Here is an 18,363-nt window from a genome sequence, read left to right as displayed (position 1 = left end):
TCACTCCTTATTTTTACTCTGTTGCGCTTGCTTTTTTGCTTCTTGGAATATTTTTTGATGCGATTCTAATAAATCTACATTTAGCCTACCTTTCCATTTTTTGGGATAAGTCGGTCGTTGTTGTTTGTCCGCTTTTTCTCCCTTATAAAGTGGCACTGGATACTGTTGTAATAAATCTTTGCGCCCATATTTTTGAATCACTTGCACCATTTTTTCAGCTTTCTGTTGTTTTGCTCCACCCTTTTTGACAACAGCGGCAGCTTCTACTAATGAAAAGTTGCCTTCTTTTGGATCAATATAATGAATTGGCTTCCCTTTCATTTCTGCATCAATGGCTTGTGAACGTAAACCGATACCAATAGCTGCTTCACCAGACTCAACTTTTTTAAGCGGTCCAGACCCGGAACTTTCTAAATGAGGACCAATATTTTTTAATAATTGAGTTAATATTTTTTGACCTTCCTTCTCTCCATACTCATTAAGTATGCTTTGAATCACTAACCATCCTGTAGAAGAATCAATAACATTGGGCATTGCCACTTGGTCTTTATATTGATTTTTCGTTAGAGATTCAATAGATTTTGGCATTTCCAATCCTTGTTCTTTTAATGCTTTTTTATTAACAAACAATGACCCCATATTACCTAATAGCGGCGTTATATAATCAGGATAAGCATCTTTGGTACTTTTATTAGTATTTTCGATATTAGCAAACATATTATTTTCTTTTTGTGCACTTTCTAAATAATAGGTTGCTTGTGTAATAACATCAGCTTCAATATTTTTACCTTCTGCCATCATTTTCCCGCCTAATTCAGAAGTTGATTGGGGCTGAACAATATATTCTCCTTTAAAACCATGATCATCTAATGCTTTTTTCATAACAGCAATCGCTTCCTCATCTGCATTCGTTGAAATAACGACTTTCTTAGTAGACGAACCAAACCCAACAATAGAAAAATATAAAAGAACGATTGCAACGAATATAAGGACGCTTATTTGCCACTTAATTTTCATTCGTTCATCCTCTCCTTTCTCTATATTTCAACCAACAACTACTGATACTTCGTATACAAACATTTGTGATAAGTATTAAAATGGATAAAATAAATATGTCAGTAAATCGGTTAAAGTGTTGTAATTGATTTATTTCGGTAGATACCAGTTGCGTTGAAGTCGAAACTAAAAATATAACACCACTAATCGTTACCATCGCATTAATAAAATAATAATTCATCATTTCAATAATTGTGGTTTTCATATTAGGTAATATGATTTTAAATATCGTCTCATACCATTGGTCTTGCAAAAGCGAACTCGTAACATCCCAAGATTGGTCCAACTTTTCCAATGCCCCTTTTGCCATCACATAAGGTGTCGTAAAGTAGTGCACGATAATACTAATAATCACAATCAAAAACGTCCCCTTAATAGAACTGTTTTGAAATAATAATAAGTAAGAAAGTCCTAATATCATACCTGGTACGGTGTTCGTTATTAGCGATATGATGTTTAAAGATTGCTTACCCTTCACTTTAGTTCTAACTGTTATCAACGCAGAAGCAAAACTGATGAGGGTGCCAAAAAAAGCAGTCGCAATAGCTACAAACAATGATTGTATATAGACATCTAATAATATTTCATCATTAATGACACTGATGATATGTGTCAATGTAAAATCTAGTTGATAAGGATAGTCTTGCGTAAAAGGTACAATAAACATCACTAAAAATATCAACAAAATAACTGTTGCTATGGTTATGGCACATACATTAACAAATCGGTCATGCCACTTTCTTAAAGGTAAATTTTTATGACTTATCGCTCGTTGTTGCACATTCCATTTTTCAATAATAGTCAGAAATATAAAACCAATGATTGCAGGGATAAGCATGAGCATAGCTATCACTGCACCTTCTGCAAACTTAGGAATAGAACCTAATATCATTTGATACAAAGTTATAGAAATCACATTATAATCTGCACCAATTGAAGCGGGTATCCCAAAATCAGTAAAACTTAAAATGAACGATAAAATAAATGCGTTGCCGATTGGTATAAATAATGGTCTTAACAAAGTGTGATAAAATCTTCTCATTTTACCATCTTTCATTAGTGATGAAATATAATAAAATCGATGATCAATATAATTAAACGCATTAGAAATAATAAGATAAGCGGCGGGCAATGTATAAATAATATAACCAATAAACAATCCATTTTTACCATAAATTGTAAATGGTAACTCGCTTAATATATTGGATAATATTCCTTCGTTCCCAAATAGATACATCAAAATAAAACCATATGTAATGGTAGGTACAAACATTGGCAATAAAGTCATATTTTTTATATATGAATGCGTCCATGTTGAAGCACGTGTCATATGTAACGTGTAAGACATAAAAAATGCAAGAATCGTCGTCACCATCGCTGCAGTCGATGATACCTTTAAGCTGTTAAATAGTGCGTTTGTTATTTCTGGATTCGTTAAAATATCTTTATAATGATATAGCGTCAATGCACCATCTAAAAAAAACGAACGGCCTAATAAGAAAACAATTGGTAATATTAAAAAAGCAATAAAAAATAGCAAAATTAAAATAAAAATCATACGTTGTGACCATAACTTATGCACCATGACGATCACCAAATAATCGGTAAATATGGTCTCTTTTAACTTTTAATTGTTTTAAAATAAATTTTTCAACAAATGCACTTTTGGGATGGTTAATGATCTCGTTAGGTGTACCAAATTGAGCAACTTCACCATTTTCAATTACTACCACTTTATCTGCTATTGTTAATGCTTCTTCAGGATCATGTGTAACAATAATTGTAGTAAGCGAAAGTGTTTTAGCAATTCTTTGAATCATATCTTTAATAGATTCTTTTATTACACTATCTAATGCACTTAAAGGTTCATCCATTAATAAAATTTCTGGTTCCATAACAATCGTACGTGCGATAGAGACACGCTGTTTTTGACCACCCGATAATTCATGTACTTTTTTGTTCAAATGTGGCCTTAAATCCAATAATTCAATTAAATCAGTTACTTTTTTATCGTGGACATTCTTTTTTATATTTTTTAACCCATAAATGATATTTTCATAGGCATTTAAATGAGGAAATAAGCAAAAATCTTGGAAAACAATATTAAAATTCCTTTTATTCATGGGTTTGTTTTGTATTTCCGTATCGTTATACAACACTTTTCCTTCAGTTACTTCCGTTAATCCCAAAATCATATTTAATAGCGTCGTTTTACCACACCCACTTGGGCCTAATAAACTAACGATTTCTCCCTTTTCAATAGATAAATTAATATCTTTAAGAACGCTATGATTATCATAGCTCTTACTAACATTTAACAATTTCAGCACTACTGACACCTCCTATTTGTTATACTAAAAGTATAGGACATATTTATTAATTCATCGTTAATTAATCGTAAAATATGATTAACTTTTGACAATGTTATTACAAACTTTTTACCATATTATGAATATACAGGAGGAAAAGTTCATTGTTACCTACAGAAAGAAGAAGAAAAATCCTTGATTTACTTGAAAAAAGAGAGTTTTTAAAATTAAAATCACTTAAAGATGCATTACAAATTTCTATGGAAACATTACGCAGAGATGTTCAACAATTAGTCAAAGATGATTTAATCACTAAAGAATATGGTGGTATTCGTCTGAAACATGTTTCAAATGGAGAATCTATTATTGAACAACGCTTAGATTTAAATATTGATAAAAAAAATGCAATTGCTTTAAAAGCAATTGCAGAAATTTCTGATGGTGATTGCATATTTTTGGATAGCGGATCTACTACATTACAAATCGCCAAACACTTAAATGAGGTAAAAAATTTAACGATTATTACCAACTCTATACCAGTTATGTTACAAGCTTTAAATCAAGGTCACACAATTATAAGTATTGGTCGGAAGGTACGTCAGTCTGAACATTCTATCACTAGCTTTGATTTTTTATTTAACTTTGATCAATTAAACATCGACAAAGCATTTATTTGTTGCAGTGGTATCTCGTTAGACAAAGGCGTTACTGACTTTAATTTAGAAGAAGTTGAAACACGCAGAAAAATTTTAGACATTTCTAAATATACTTATTTAACAGCAGATAGTACAAAAATAGATAAAGTAGTTACTGTAAAAATTTGTGATATCTCTAGTTTAGATTTCTTAATAAGTGATAAATATTTAGAATCAAAGACAGCTAGCCTTTATAATAATAAAATCAAAATCCTTTGATGATTTCGCAATTTATTTAAGTATGTACTCACGTCTTCGTTCCTTCAATCCCACCTTAATTGATACCACCTTTTTAAGAATGGGAGCATTCTTACATCAAATAGCCAATAATCCATATGTATAGAGCGGAACAAAAATCAGATTTTTTATGATTTTTCATTCCGCTCATACCATCGTTACTTTACATAAACAGATCCATGATTAATACAATAACCAAACCAACAATAGAAGATGTAAATAACAAAAGACCCCAGGTTTTAAATGTATCTTTAATCGTTATATTAAAATATTCTTTAAATAACCAAAATGATGCGTCATTCACATGTGTAATTGTATTACTACCAGCAGCAGTTGCTAGAACCATCAATACTGGATTAACATTAAATGTAGGAATTAAAGGCCCTACAATTCCAGCTGCAGTTATTGCTGACACCACCCCTTGTCCTGTAGCAATACGTATAAGTGCTGTAATTAACCACGCCATGATTAGGGGTGAAATATTTGTATTTTGCATAATTCCCGCAATATAATCGCCTACATTTGCTTTTAAAATAATTTCTTTAAATGCACCACCAGCACCAACGATAAATATAATCGTTGCCACACCTTTCAAGCCACTTTCGAAAGATTTCATCAACTCATCCATCTTTTTACCTTTTCTCAATCCAAAGACAATAATTGATGTAAGAATTGCGATTATAAGACTAATTTCTGCACTCCCAAAAAATGATACAATTTCATGCCATAAAGTGTCTTTCGTTAGAAACATACTTAATATTGTTGAAAGTGAAATTAAAATCGCAGGAATGAGTGGTATTAATAAACTCATCCCAAAATTAGGCATTTCTCTTTCACTAAACGTTTTATTTTTCTGCAACAACGGTGGCACAGGGTAATTCAAATTTTTCATAACCTTCGGTAAAAGGATACCAGCAATCATTACACCAGGTATAAAGACGATGATTCCCAAGATATATACCATCCCCATATCAGCATGATAGGCGTCTACCAATGCAGTCGGACCTGCCTGAGGTGGAAATAAACTATGAGATAGTGTCGTTGCAGCTACCATAGTAATAGCCAATTTCATAAATGGTGTTTTAGCTTCTATAGCAATACTAATCACTAAAGGAGCTAAAATCATAAAAGCCACTTCGTAAAATACAGAAATACCAAAGACAGCACCAATAATAATCAATGCCCAATGCACATGCTTTGCACCGAATTTATCAATTAGCGTGGTAGCTATTCGTTGAGCTGCTCCAAAATCAACCATTAACTTACCTAAAATTGCACCAAATCCTATAATTAGTGCAAGACTACCTAACGTTGAACCTAATCCATCTTTAATTGTATCTAAGATTACCATTGGCTTCATACCGTTCAGTAAGCCAACAGCAATAGCTGCAAAAATCAAAGAAAAAATACTGTTAATCTTTAATTTAATATTTAAAAATAATAGCAATGCTACGCCAATAATAAGTGATATTATCGGTAAATTTTCACTCACAAATGACAATTTAAGTCCCCCAGTCAAAATCGATTTTATGAAAGCGAATTCATAAACTAACATTATACACCTTTTCGTCTTTAATAACAACGTTGTTATTTTGTGGTTTTAAGATTTCTTAAAAATAAAAAAGCACATACAAAATAAATGATTGACATTCACTTTGTAAGTACTTTTTAAATATAAGTAAACAAATGATTTAGAAATTTAAAATTAATTATGATAACGCTCAAATTGCCATTGTTTGTCTGATAATACTTTTTTATAAAACGGATCGACGCCTATGACTTTAATACAATCAGCCAATGCCTCTACCTCATCTAAATGATGTGTCGTCAATATGATCAAACAATTTCGCTTCATTTGATTGAGTAAGTGATGGATATCAAACCTTGATTTTAAATCTATGCCTACCGTTGGTTCATCTAGTATCAGAACTCGTGGATGATTCAGTAAACCTATTAATACATTCACTTTACGCTTCGTCCCCCCAGATAGACGAGAAACAGTAACATCTAAATCTTTGATGTTTAATTGTTCCATGTATTTTGTAATTAACGCATCAGATATTGGATGTTTACATAATGCTTTAAAACAATTAACGTTTTCAGCAACAGTCATATGCTCAAATAATGCAATATCTTGTGGTACATATCCAATCATTGCTTGTAATTGTTTTTTAGACAATTTTTTTCCAAAGTACGTAATTTCCCCTTGATTAGGTTGTTCTAACCCCGCAAGCATTCTTAATAGTGTCGACTTGCCAGCACCATTTTCACCTAATAGCACAGTTAATTGTTGGTTTTCAAAAGTCATATTCAGAGATTGAAAAATTGTTTTATTATGATATCGTTTCTGCACATGCTTTAAAGTTATCATCCCATCCCTCCTAAATTTGTATAAGGATATAAATCACGCTCATGACAAGCGCATATATAAACGTCATAAATAACCTATGACTAAGTGTATTAATTTTAAATAATAAAAAAGCAACACCGGCTTCAAATAATACAATGATAAACAGTGATTTCAAATAAAATATCCATGTTAATGATTGATGAAACAATAATGCACTTATGATTAATATCATTAACAATAGCATCGTATGTATCAGTATGTAAGTAAGATACAATTTCACCTGACTATATTGAACTAAAAAAATTCTTCTCAAAGGCCCATTCTGTTTTAATCTTTGGTGCAAAATAATTTGCACACTGCTCATACTCAACAATATCGCAAAAACAACACTCAATGAAATTGAAGTATCTGAATGTGACTTTACAAAATAATGTACAATTTGAGATTGAGGTGTCTTATCATTCAATATTTTATTTACTGTGTTCAAAGATGTACGATCACCATTATCATCTAAATGACTTTTAACGATATTAGGTATCTGTTGTTCATATAATGACATGCTTATGATTTCTAAGGTAATATCACCAATAAAATCATCTCTTCCATATAATAAAATTGTTTCTTTTAAACGATTATCATGCAACTTTTGACTGTAATTTTTAGGTATTTGTAAACTTACTACCGCTTCTTTTCTTTCTATATATTCATCCAAATACGTTTCTACAGTTGGCACTTTTATTTGAGTAATGAATTCGTTACTTGTGATGTTTTTGATTAAATTTTTAGACGCTGCAGATTGATCTAAATCTTGTATTGCTACAGGAATTTGAAATGATTTATTTAGTGTTTTATATATCCCCCAAATAGCAATTAAAGAGAATAATAAGATACACATAAAGACTAAATGTTGTTTCCACTGTTTTTTTATAATTATGAAGAAATAGGGTTGAATCATAAGCGATACCTCCCAATCAATATCAAGACTAAGATGAAAATTGATATAACTAAACTGCTATAAAAAGTTATTGGTACATCTAAAATATAATTATTCAATACAATTTCCAGCATTTGATTTGTTACAAAACTAAATGGTAAGTAATCAACCATCCCTAATATAGAATGTTTAAAATAAATGGTTGGTATCGTCATCCCTGACAATAGAACAATCAATATACTCAATATACTTTTCAGTACATAGTTCATCCATTTAAAAGCAATTAAATCAATAATGGTTAACCAAATGATAATCATCAAGACATAATAGCTCAGTTGAATTACAATCGTTAACCAATTATAGCTTTCAAACTGATTTGGCAAGGATTTAATCAACCAAAGCACACCAAAAATCGTCCATAATCCTGTATAAAAAAGTGTAAATAAACTTCTTATCAGTGTTAATTTTTCAAAAGAAAAATGGTGCATGCTTAATCTTGACCACAATGCAGTCGTTTGATTCATTTTCAAAATAGTAAATATTGACAAAGCAAAAATATAAATAGATGTTAAATAAGTTGTAATCACATAATAACTTGCACTGTCATATATATGTATAGGTTCATATTCAAATGCGCCAGCACGATTTAGTCCTGTAAACAATAAATCCGTTAGCAGCATTAATGTATGATCTTTATCATTATGTGAGGACAACGTTGTATAGGCTAGACCTCCACCCATCGATAACATAAGCCTTTGATATACTGAGTCTGTTAACTGATTAATGACTAAACTTTTGGTAGACTGTTGATCATATGTATGTACTGAAATAGGCAAACTCCCATTTTTATAAAAATCCTGTGTCATACCTTTTTCAAACACGTAATAACCCTCTAATGCTTTATTCTCTAACTTTTTTTCAGCTACTTTTTGGTCATATTTTTTTATGCTAATATCTTTCCCCAAATTCGCACCATCACCTAGTGATTTCAATATGATTTGCGTCTCTGGAGATCGATCTTTATCCACAACACCAATTCTAAATTTCTCATTATCTTGATTTAATTGTTGAATCACTATTAAAGTAGTAAACAACCCTATAACTATAATCAATAAATATAGTAGTAAATACCATTTTTTTAATAAAAAAGAGTGGTAAATGCGAAACAATTGTAATGTTTTCATTTTACCACTCTCCTTTTAGTTATTTTTTAAAATCTTTTGCTAAATCTTTAATGATACCTTCTGTTTTTTTAGAAATTTCTTTTTGTAATTTTTTCAAATCATCATCGGACAATCCATTTAAATCTTTGGCACCTGATTTTTCGAATTTAATATCTTCTTTAAGTTTTGTTTCACCTTTGATATTAAATGTTACTGGTTGATATCGAATATCTGTAGTCAATTTAAAATCTTGCTTTTGCGTATTATTCTTCACATCGGTTTCTAAATGATTATTATATTCAAATTCAGTTTTGCGATAATTTGCATCAACGCTCACTTTACCTTTGTCTGTACGTTTGTCACCATCTTGAGTCTCATTGTTTGATAACTTAATCGTAGATTTTTTGTAACGCTCATTAGCCCCAATTGTATAATTGTCTTTATACTTATCATCGTCTTTTGTAGATTTACCTTTTAATGATAACTCAGTATCATCTGCAGCAATTTTATAATTCACTGCTAGTTTATCATCATCAATTTGATTCGTTCCTGTTAATTTTACTTCTGAATCATTTTTATCTTTAGCAGTTAATTCACGTTTTAAAATTAAATTATCTTCTTTCCAAATTACAGATTTAATACTTGGAAAATCATTTTTATCTTTATCTTTCACTTCTTGTATCGCTTCATCAATTTTATCTTCATAATCCTCTGCTTTGAATTGATCTTCGGCTATTTTTTTAATATCTTTATCCTTCTTAGCTTTTTCCAAAACTGATTTCACAATCGCTTTTGTTTCGCCTTTGCTAAGTTTCAATGTTACTTTCTTAACATCTTGTTCATCGCCATCTACATCAATCGTAGCATTTTCTTTTTCAAAATTATCTTTGTCTAATTTATCAATGATTACATCTGTATATTTACTACTTATTTTTTCTATATCTTTTTGTGAAATTTGTGACCCCGATAATAATGAATTTAAGTTTAATGTATCATTTGTCACTACATTCTCTTTACCTGTAGTACTTGATGTATCTCCAGTTATTTTTTCAAAAGCATCTACTAGTTCATCATTTTTAGCTTTATAAACATCGTTAAATAATGGTGATGCATAATATTGATTGTCTTTGTCTGCAGCCCATTGAAACTTACCGATTTCATTATCTGCTATCGTTGGGTTTAAAGCCAAAATTGATTTTTCTTTTTTAGGATCGTGTCCCACTGTCAATCCCACTTCAGAAGCATCTGCGACAGATTTAGGAACACCTGATGATTCTAATAAATTTTTAGGCACATCGGCGTCTCCTTTTAAATTGATCAGATATGATTCATCTTTCATCTTATCTTGAAATTTAAATTCATTTTCAAATCGATCTTTAGCATATTCTTGAAATTGATTAGCTGTTTCCTTTTCGCTCAATAAATATGTGTTTTTAGGTGTGTTTTTGATAAAAAAGTAATAAGCAGCTCCCCCAATACCGGCAATTAAAAGCACACCAATCACAACTGCGACAATTATTTTTACTGTTTTAGACATACCCCTCAACCTCCCATTAAGTTTGATTGTTTTAATAATACCATAAAAGACTTAATATTAATTTATTTATTTGATTTTTCTTTTATTTTTCACTTGTTATTTAAATTAATTATCAAACATTTTTAATATTTGTAATATATCATTACATCCAATCAATTGTGCACTCAATACATATGTAGTCAACTTTATATTTCCTCTTAATTTGTAAAATAATTATTATCAATGAAATTCAATACGAATATAAAATGAGCCCCAAAAGATTACTTTTATTAGCAACCTTTTGAGGCTCAATCTTAAAACCAAAATTCTAAAATATTTTGTTAAAAAACTGTGATTTCAATCATGCTATGTTGTGCTACGTTTTTCGTGTTTAACTTCTTTTTCCCACCACAATGCATCTTTTGGATTTTGAATCACATCTTCGTAATCTTCTTGGGATTCTACATTTGGATATGATCCTCTTAAAGATTTATTAGATGTTGATTTGAACATTGTTACAAAGATTATTAAGCCAACAATATTTATAAACATCAAATAATAGGAAGGTGCAATTTGTTGGCCAGTTGTTTCTACAAGTGTAGAAAGGATAAATGGTGTTAAACCACCAAAAATAGCAGCACCTATATTATATACAAGCGATAGCGTACGCAATCTGACTTTAGTGTGGAACATACTTGGTAACACTGAAGGCATAACACCTTCAAATGTTGACATAAATAATGCAATGATAAATAAACCTAAGATAACTAAAGGCAACATCGGTATGCTCATTAACCAAAATGCTAACACTGAGAATAAGCTGAAACCTGCTAAACCAAATATAATCGTACGTTTATTTCCAATTTTATCACTATACCACCCAAAGAAAAATACAGCTGGAATCATGAGCAACATAGTGATTGTACTTAATATTGAACCCATTGTCCCACCTAAATTAATCGTCGTATTCAAGAACGAAGGCATATATGACAATACCATGTAATTGGCTACATTCAAGAAAGCTACGCCTGTAAAACAAACTACAACGTCTTTCCAATAATATTTAAAAATATCTAAATATGAATATTCTAATTCTTTTTGTTCTTCTAATGTGGACTCATAAGCTGGACTTTCATCAAGACTCGAACGAAGTATAATACCAACAATACCTAATGGCGCTGCTATAATAAATGGAATTCTCCAACCCCATTCAGCCATTTGCTGGTCATTCAACAAACTATACATTGTACCAGCAAGTATTGCAGCTAATATATTTCCTGCAAGTGTTCCTATTTCTAGTCCACTGCCTAATTTACCTCGTGTTTTATCTGGAGATGTCTCAGCAATATAAGTCATCGCTCCTGCATACTCCCCACCAGTGGAGAATGATTGAATCATTCGAACTACTAATAATAGTATCGGTGCCCAAATACCAATTTGTTCCTGAGTTGGTAACAAACCGAGCATTAATGTAGAGGCAGCCATCAATAAAATGGTAGTAGATAAAACTATTTTTCTACCATATTTATCTCCCAAATGACTGAAAAATATTCCTCCAATTGGTCTTACAATAAATGCAAAAGCAAAAACTGCAAAGGTTGACACAATTTGCATTTCTTGTGGCAAATTACCGAAAAAATTCGCACTGATCACCACTGCTAATTGTGCATACAATCCAAAATCAAACCATTCGATTGCATTACCTATCCCCGTTGCTACTACACCTTTTTTAGCTTGATTTGAATCTACATGATTCACTTTTTCTTTTTTAAACTTCACAAATAAAAACACCCCTTATTTACTTCCATAGATATAACATAACCTTTACGCATATATATAAACACTTACATTTTTTATTTTCAGAATTTTCCCACCCTGTGGCTTTTAATATCACGTGCTAAAGATTTATGAACTTTTGTTTAAATTGCTTATACTAATAACTGAGTTTGGTATAATGATTTAAAATCATTGAATTCGGAGGATTATATTTATGAAAAAAGTTTATTTTAATCATGACGGTGGTGTAGATGATTTAATCTCACTTTTCTTATTACTTCAAATGGAAGAAGTCGATTTGATTGGTGTCAGTGCAATCGGTGCTGACAGTTACATAGAACCAGCTGTGAGTGCATCACAAAAAATAATAAATCGTTTTTCATTAACGCCTGTCCATGTAGCAGCATCAAAAGCACGCGGCAAAAATCCTTTCCCAAAAGATTGGCGTATGCATGCTTTCTTTATGGATGCATTACCTATACTGAATGAGCCTACTTCGCAACATTCTAAAATATTAACACATGAGGCATATGAAGATATTATCGAAAAAGTAAACGCGAGCGATGAAAAAGTTACATTATTATTTACTGGGCCGCTTACGGATTTAGCTAAAGCTATCTCCGTTGAACCAAAACTCGTAAATAATATTGAACGGTTAGTATGGATGGGAGGCACATTTTTAGAAAAAGGGAATGTAGAAGAACCCGAACATGACGGCACAGCTGAATGGAATGCATTTTGGGACCCTGAAGCTGTTAAAACCATTTTTGATACAGAACTAAAGATTGATATGGTCGCTTTAGAAAGTACGAATCAAGTACCTATGACTTGGGACATTAGACAAATGTGGGCCAACGAACGCGCTTATACTGGTGTTGATTTTTTAGGTGTAAGTTATGCTGCTGTGCCACCGCTCACACATTTCCAAACAAATTCTACATATTTCTTATGGGATGTTTTAACAACTGCTTATGTCGGTAAACCAGACTTAGTAAAACAACACGATGTAAAAACTTCTGTTCATGTTAATGGTCCTAGTCAAGGATGTACATATATCGATGAAGCAAATGGCCGGTTAGTTTCTGTGGTACATCATGTTGAACATGATATTTTTTTAATTACATTACAAGTTTAGCTAAGCAAGTAAAATAAATACACATAACTCAAAGAAGAAGCACAATCAAAACATGTGAATTGATTACGCTTCTTCTTTTTATGCTATTAAATAAGCATATTCATTTTATAAATAAATAATAATCAGAAACTTTCGTTAGTCACAAATTCAGAATCAATGTTTGCTTTAGTGATTTCCTCTAAACGTTCCACGTTAACATTACCTTGATTTTTTTGATTTAAACCATGCTTACGTGCTAACTCATTATTATATTGATTTAAAGGATACATTTTAAAATTTTGTTCCTTATTGCTATATAAAGTCGGTTCCAGCTCATAATGTGTTACTAGTGATTTCCATCTGACTTGCTTGATTTTAGTTTGCTTCGGTGTTTTTTCAATATCGAACGCTAAATTACCTCCCAGTACATTGTTTTCATCACCTGTTGCTTGACCATTCAAAAAATTTCCCAGGGAATAAGCCACTAATGTTTTATGATTATCTTTACCCTTAATCCACTTCACAGGTTGAATGACATGGGGATGCGTTCCAATCACTACATCTACCCCAGCATCAGCAAACACTTTCGCATATTTCTGTTGTGTTTTATTTGGTTTATGTTTACCTTCATTACCCCAATGTGCTGAAACGATAACAACATCACTTTGTTTTTTTGCCTTAGCCACGTCTCTTTTTATTTGCTTTTCATCAAAGTAATTTATGTAATATGGTTTATCCGATCGAATACCATTCGTGCCATATGTATAACTCAATAAAGCTATATTAATATCGTTTTTATTCATAATTTGAACTGTATCTCTATTGTTTTGTGAATTATATGTTCCAAAATATTCAATATCATCAAATTGCTTCCAAAGTGCAATTTCATTCATAAGTCCACTCGTCCCTTGATCTAATGCATGATTATTAGCACCGTTCACTAAATTGAACCCTGAGTCAGATAAATCTTTTGCTATAGCTTCTGGCGTATTAAAGCGCTTAAACCCAGACAATCCTTTGCTATCTCCACCAATGGGAGATTCTTGATTTATATAAGCTATATCCGAAGCTTCAATATCTTTTTTCAAATGACTATACATTGGTTTAAAATCAAAACTTCCGTTATTCACTGAAGCATCATGATAAACTGCTGGATGAATTAAATTATCCCCCACCGCATAAAATGAAACGTTCTGACTCAAATGCTTAATATTTAATAAGCAACATGCACCAACTATGATAAAACACAAAAACAATAAAGGAAGTAAAATTTTATATTTCAACACACAAACACCTCTACTATACAATATAAATTGTTAGCTTGTTTTTTTAATTACGAATCCTACCGTTTCCTACATTTATAAACTATTTATAACATAATAAAGTTCAAAAAGTTAAGCTTTTATTACACATATTTATAGAAATGTACTTTTTGGTTATGTAATAAATACTATAAAAATAAGCACGCAAACCTTATTTAGATTCACCTGCTTATTTTTGAGTATCAACTTTTTATGCTCAAGCATTTATTGCTTTTTGCTAATTTATCATTTTAGTCATCTTAGAAATGACATTCATAGCTAGCTAACGGTAAATTATTAACATTCTTCAGCCATTTTTTATTCAAGTCGTTAATACTATTTAACTTAGCTTCCTTAAAATTATAAATTTTAAACATATTTTGTAACAGTCTCCGCTGACAATCTATAAGAGTCATGACCCGGATTTTTAGCTTTTCCTATAGCAACAATCATTACTGGTTCAAAGCGTTCTGAATCTAAATCAAATGCTTCAGCAATTTGATCTTTTTCAAAACCACCAATAGGATTTGTATCATAACCATAAGACCTAGCAACGAGCATAAATTGCATTGCTGCTAAGCTACTATCAATTTTAATAATATCATTCATTTCTGCACGATTTAAACTTTTATATAAAGGCAATATTTTGCCTAACATTTCAACCTTTACTTCTTAAGGCATATAACCATTTAAAACTGCATTATGATAGATGTCTTCTCCATATTCATAATTTTGCATATCGCCAAATATAATAACCATAGCTGCGGATGTATCATTTTGACGGGTATTAAAACGAACAAGTGGCTTCAATTTTTCTTTTCCTGCTTCACTTTCAACCACTAAAAATCTCCACGGTTGCATATTCACAGACGATGGCGCTTTTGTTGCTTTTTGTATCATCTCATCCATTTCAGTTCTAGGAATTTTAACTTGTTCATCAAACACTTTTACAGATTTCCTATTTAACACAACATCTTCAAAATCATTATTCTTCATTCCAAAATTCTCCTTAATCTTTTTTTACAAAATCAAATTATACGCAATTTGTTATATTTTACAAATCATCTGTTTAAATATTTAATGATTTCTAGTTTGGAAATATTTTATTTTGCCTCTAGAATTCCCTATAATGAAGTTATTAATTTATCAAAATAATTAAGATTTAAGTAAAACGTTTATTTCAATAATTTTTATAAAAGTGTAATTGAAAATAAACAATAGTTGATGTTTTGAATATATATTTATATTGTAGTAAAATAAATAAATCCGTTTTAACTCCTAAACGGTGAAGTTATTTTAAAAAAACACCCTATTATTTTGAATATTATCAGCACAAGTATGCTATTCAAATAATAAATAGAGTTAATGGAAAAAGAGGTAAAATAATGAAATCTGTATCAGTAATTGTAACTTATTACAACTCCGAAGACTATATTGAAAATTGCTTAAACAGTTTAAAAAATCAAAGGTTCCAAGATTTTGAATTAATATTAGTGAACGATGGTTCAACTGATAGTTCAAAAGCTATTGCAACTGAAACAATCAAAGATTGGAACATCTCAATTAAAGAAATTGATTTAACTCAAAATTTCGGACATGCTTATGCAAGAAATATTGCGCTAGATTCAGTAACATCACCTTATTTTATATTTATAGATTCTGATGATTATCTTGCGTCTTATGCGTTAGCTTTCTATATGAAACATTTAAATCAATACGATGCTTTAATTGCACCTATTCATTCTTTCACTTTAGATGTGCCACAATACGTCGATCAAAATTTAGTGAAAGTGCAATATTTAAACACTAAAACAAAATCAAATCAATTTCTACGTAAACATTCTGTTTGTAATATCGTTTTTAAAACAGCAATTATGCGTGGACATAATATTAAATTCAATGAAGATTTAGATATCTTTATCGACTGGTCTTTCGTCTTAGAATTCATTAAATATTCAAACGGTTTTGTAAGAATCAGTAGATTCCCTTTCTATATTAAAGGAGAAATTTATGATCCGTTTGAAAAACCGACGTTGTCAACTCAAGATTTCAATATTATTTTTAATGACTACGTTTATAGTTTTTCAGACGCTGTAAAACGTGCGCCTTTAAAAGAAAACAAAAAATTCATTAAAACTAAGATGAAAAATTTATATAGAGATTCGTTTGAGCCATCATTAAGAAAAACACCTGAAAGATATAAATCAAATAGTGAGCTTTTACCAAAAGTCACAAGACAGTTAATGACTACAATATTCAAAAGCGAGAAACCATTATTTATTTTAGAATCATTAATGCTTATGTTTAATAAGAAAAAGCCGGCATTTAAAGTAAATCGATTTAGAAAGCGTGCACGCTTAGCTAAAAATGTTGTTTTACGTCGAAAAAATAAAAACCGTTCATTATATCAACTTACAGATAGCGAAAACAAAGTTAAGCCGAATACAATCGTTTTCGAAGCTTTTGGTGGTAAAAATTATAGTGACAGTCCAAAGTATATCTATGAGTATATGATGAAATACCATCCAAACTATGAATTTATTTGGGTATTCAGAAAACCTGATCAAGTCTATTTACCAGGACCTGCCAAAAAAGTTAAAAAGGGTTCTAACGCATACTATGAAGCTTATGCTAGTGCAAAATACTGGGTAACAAATGCAAGACTCCCATTATACCTAAATAAAAAAGCTAACCAAGTTTATATTCAAACTTGGCACGGCACGCCTTTAAAACGCTTAGCAAATGATATGAAAGTCATCCGTATGCCTGGAACAACAACTGATAACTATAAGCGTAATTTCAAAGAAGAAACAAGCAGATGGGATTACCTTGTCTCTCCAAATGCTTATTCATCTAAGATATTTGAAACAGCTTTTTGGATGCCACCAGAGAAAATACTTGAAATTGGTTATCCTAGAAATGATGTCTTAGTTAATCGTGCAAATGATCAAGCTTACATTCAAGAAATTAAAGAAAACTTAAATTTACCTAAAGACAAAAAAGTAATTATGTATGCACCAACTTGGCGTGATGATGAATTTGTCAAAAAAGGAAAATATTTATTCGACTTAAAAATCGATTTAAATAATTTACAGCAAAAAATTGGTGATGACTATGTTATTCTATTAAGAATGCATTATCTTATTGCTAACGCATTAGACTTAAGAGGTTATGAAGATTTTGCAATCGATGTATCAAACTATAGTGACATCTCAGAATTATATCTCATTTCTGATTGCTTAATCACAGATTATTCTTCTGTAATGTTTGACTATGGCGTATTAAAAAGACCTCAAATTTTCTTTGCTTATGATCTAGATAAATATGCTAAAGATTTAAGAGGCTTCTATTTAGACTATCACAAAGATTTACCAGGACCTATTTATCAAGATGCATATCAACTAGCTGAAGATTTACAACATTTAAATCAAATTGAAACTGATTATAAACCTAAAATTGATAAATTTTATAATGATTTTTGCTCAATTGAAAATGGTAATGCTGCTAAAGCAATCGCTGATTTAATTACCAAAAATCAATAAATATTAAAAGATATCATGCGCATAGCTTATATATGGCTATGTACAAACAAGCGCGCTAATCCATGATGGATTAGCGCGCTATTATTTTTAAAATCTTACATCTTTGATCCACTGAAGTACAATATGTGTAAGTAGTTTAAACTAGTAGTCTTGCACGCAGACTATACTTGGAGAAAAATACGTTCTTAAATCACTGTCACTGAGGTACTATAGTTTAAAGAAAACACACCTTCAACTTAGCGTATTCAGCTTCATAAATTAAAGAGGTTGTTATTTCATAACCAATGGTTTCAATCCATTAAAATAAACCTCCCGTTTTCATTTATTACGAATGAAAATAGGAGGTTCTTATATATTAATAGCCTGTACT

General features: G+C 30.7%; 12 protein-coding genes and 2 pseudogenes. 3 read left to right on the top strand and 11 right to left on the bottom strand.

Annotated features, from left to right (window positions below; translation table 11 throughout):
* Genes KA883_RS02645 through KA883_RS02635 form a run of 3 tightly spaced genes read right to left on the bottom strand, consistent with a single transcriptional unit; the run spans position 1 to position 3,386 of the window.
* Entirely contained in the window at positions 1-1,017 is a 1,017-nt protein-coding gene (locus KA883_RS02645; protein WP_052722075.1) for an extracellular solute-binding protein, read from the bottom strand.
* Positions 1,018-1,021: 4 nt separating this feature from the next.
* Positions 1,022-2,641: an ABC transporter permease subunit gene (locus KA883_RS02640; RefSeq protein WP_107360194.1), complete on the bottom strand. Its 1,620-nt coding sequence runs from the start codon at positions 2,639-2,641 to the stop codon at positions 1,022-1,024.
* The gene (locus KA883_RS02635; RefSeq protein ID WP_046206637.1) at positions 2,631-3,386 is read right to left on the bottom strand and encodes an ABC transporter ATP-binding protein; all 756 of its coding nucleotides are present in this window, start codon (positions 3,384-3,386) and stop codon (positions 2,631-2,633) included. The genes KA883_RS02640 and KA883_RS02635 overlap by 11 nt, the downstream gene beginning before the upstream one ends.
* Before the next feature lie 143 nt (positions 3,387-3,529).
* Here KA883_RS02635 and KA883_RS02630 point away from each other — a divergent pair, with 143 nt between their 5' ends.
* Complete coding sequence (locus tag KA883_RS02630) at positions 3,530-4,279, top strand: DeoR/GlpR family DNA-binding transcription regulator (protein ID WP_210139846.1); 750 nt, start codon at positions 3,530-3,532, stop codon at positions 4,277-4,279.
* A gap of 181 nt (positions 4,280-4,460) precedes the next feature.
* On the opposite strand, the gene KA883_RS02625 is transcribed toward KA883_RS02630, so the two are convergent.
* The 6 genes from KA883_RS02625 to KA883_RS02600 all read right to left on the bottom strand — a co-directional run bounded on the left by KA883_RS02625 (position 4,461) and on the right by KA883_RS02600 (position 12,039).
* Entirely contained in the window at positions 4,461-5,798 is a 1,338-nt protein-coding gene (locus tag KA883_RS02625) for a gluconate:H+ symporter (RefSeq protein WP_046206635.1), read from the bottom strand.
* A gap of 204 nt (positions 5,799-6,002) precedes the next feature.
* Positions 6,003-6,668, bottom strand: coding sequence for an ABC transporter ATP-binding protein (locus KA883_RS02620; RefSeq protein ID WP_046206634.1), 666 nt, complete (start codon positions 6,666-6,668; stop codon positions 6,003-6,005).
* 10 nt (positions 6,669-6,678) lie between these two features.
* The gene (locus tag KA883_RS02615; protein WP_046206633.1) at positions 6,679-7,602 is read right to left on the bottom strand and encodes an ABC transporter permease; all 924 of its coding nucleotides are present in this window, start codon (positions 7,600-7,602) and stop codon (positions 6,679-6,681) included.
* Entirely contained in the window at positions 7,599-8,765 is a 1,167-nt protein-coding gene (locus tag KA883_RS02610) for an ABC transporter permease (RefSeq protein ID WP_046206632.1), read from the bottom strand. Before KA883_RS02610 ends, KA883_RS02615 begins: the two co-directional genes overlap by 4 nt.
* A gap of 19 nt (positions 8,766-8,784) precedes the next feature.
* Positions 8,785-10,281 carry a DUF6583 family protein gene (locus KA883_RS02605; protein WP_210139845.1) on the bottom strand — a complete coding sequence of 499 codons (1,497 nt, stop codon included), beginning with the start codon at positions 10,279-10,281 and terminating at the stop codon, positions 8,785-8,787.
* Between the two features lie 345 nt (positions 10,282-10,626).
* On the bottom strand, positions 10,627-12,039 hold the full coding sequence (locus KA883_RS02600) for an MFS transporter (protein WP_046206630.1): 1,413 nt from the start codon (positions 12,037-12,039) through the stop codon (positions 10,627-10,629).
* Positions 12,040-12,250: 211 nt separating this feature from the next.
* Between KA883_RS02600 and KA883_RS02595 the strand changes: the two are divergent.
* Positions 12,251-13,188, top strand: a pseudogene (locus KA883_RS02595) (nucleoside hydrolase).
* Between the two features lie 105 nt (positions 13,189-13,293).
* Here KA883_RS02595 and KA883_RS02590 read toward each other — a convergent pair.
* Positions 13,294-14,436 carry a CapA family protein gene (locus tag KA883_RS02590; protein WP_046206628.1) on the bottom strand — a complete coding sequence of 381 codons (1,143 nt, stop codon included), beginning with the start codon at positions 14,434-14,436 and terminating at the stop codon, positions 13,294-13,296.
* Between the two features lie 384 nt (positions 14,437-14,820).
* Positions 14,821-15,447, bottom strand: a pseudogene (locus tag KA883_RS02585) (nitroreductase family protein).
* Between the two features lie 389 nt (positions 15,448-15,836).
* Here KA883_RS02585 and KA883_RS02580 point away from each other — a divergent pair.
* Positions 15,837-17,993, top strand: a complete 2,157-nt coding sequence (locus KA883_RS02580; protein WP_046206627.1) for a bifunctional glycosyltransferase family 2 protein/CDP-glycerol:glycerophosphate glycerophosphotransferase — start codon at positions 15,837-15,839, stop codon at positions 17,991-17,993.
* The last annotated feature ends 370 nt before the right edge of the window (positions 17,994-18,363 follow it).

This window comes from Staphylococcus sp. GDY8P54P (assembly GCF_017892645.1).
Lineage (GTDB): Bacteria > Bacillota > Bacilli > Staphylococcales > Staphylococcaceae > Staphylococcus > Staphylococcus ureilyticus.
This window is presented reverse-complemented; position numbering and strand designations above follow the sequence as displayed.

Excerpts from the sequence above, each read along its gene's own strand:
- KA883_RS02610 (WP_046206632.1), bottom strand. The coding sequence starts at position 8,765 with ATGAAAACATTACAATTGTTTCGCATTTACCACTCTTTTTTATTAAAA.
- KA883_RS02645 (WP_052722075.1), bottom strand. The coding sequence starts at position 1,017 with ATGAAAATTAAGTGGCAAATAAGCGTCCTTATATTCGTTGCAATCGTT.
- KA883_RS02620 (WP_046206634.1), bottom strand. The coding sequence starts at position 6,668 with ATGATAACTTTAAAGCATGTGCAGAAACGATATCATAATAAAACAATT.
- KA883_RS02615 (WP_046206633.1), bottom strand. The coding sequence starts at position 7,602 with ATGATTCAACCCTATTTCTTCATAATTATAAAAAAACAGTGGAAACAA.
- KA883_RS02640 (WP_107360194.1), bottom strand. The coding sequence starts at position 2,641 with ATGGTGCATAAGTTATGGTCACAACGTATGATTTTTATTTTAATTTTG.
- KA883_RS02605 (WP_210139845.1), bottom strand. The coding sequence starts at position 10,281 with ATGTCTAAAACAGTAAAAATAATTGTCGCAGTTGTGATTGGTGTGCTT.
- KA883_RS02580 (WP_046206627.1), top strand. The coding sequence starts at position 15,837 with ATGAAATCTGTATCAGTAATTGTAACTTATTACAACTCCGAAGACTAT.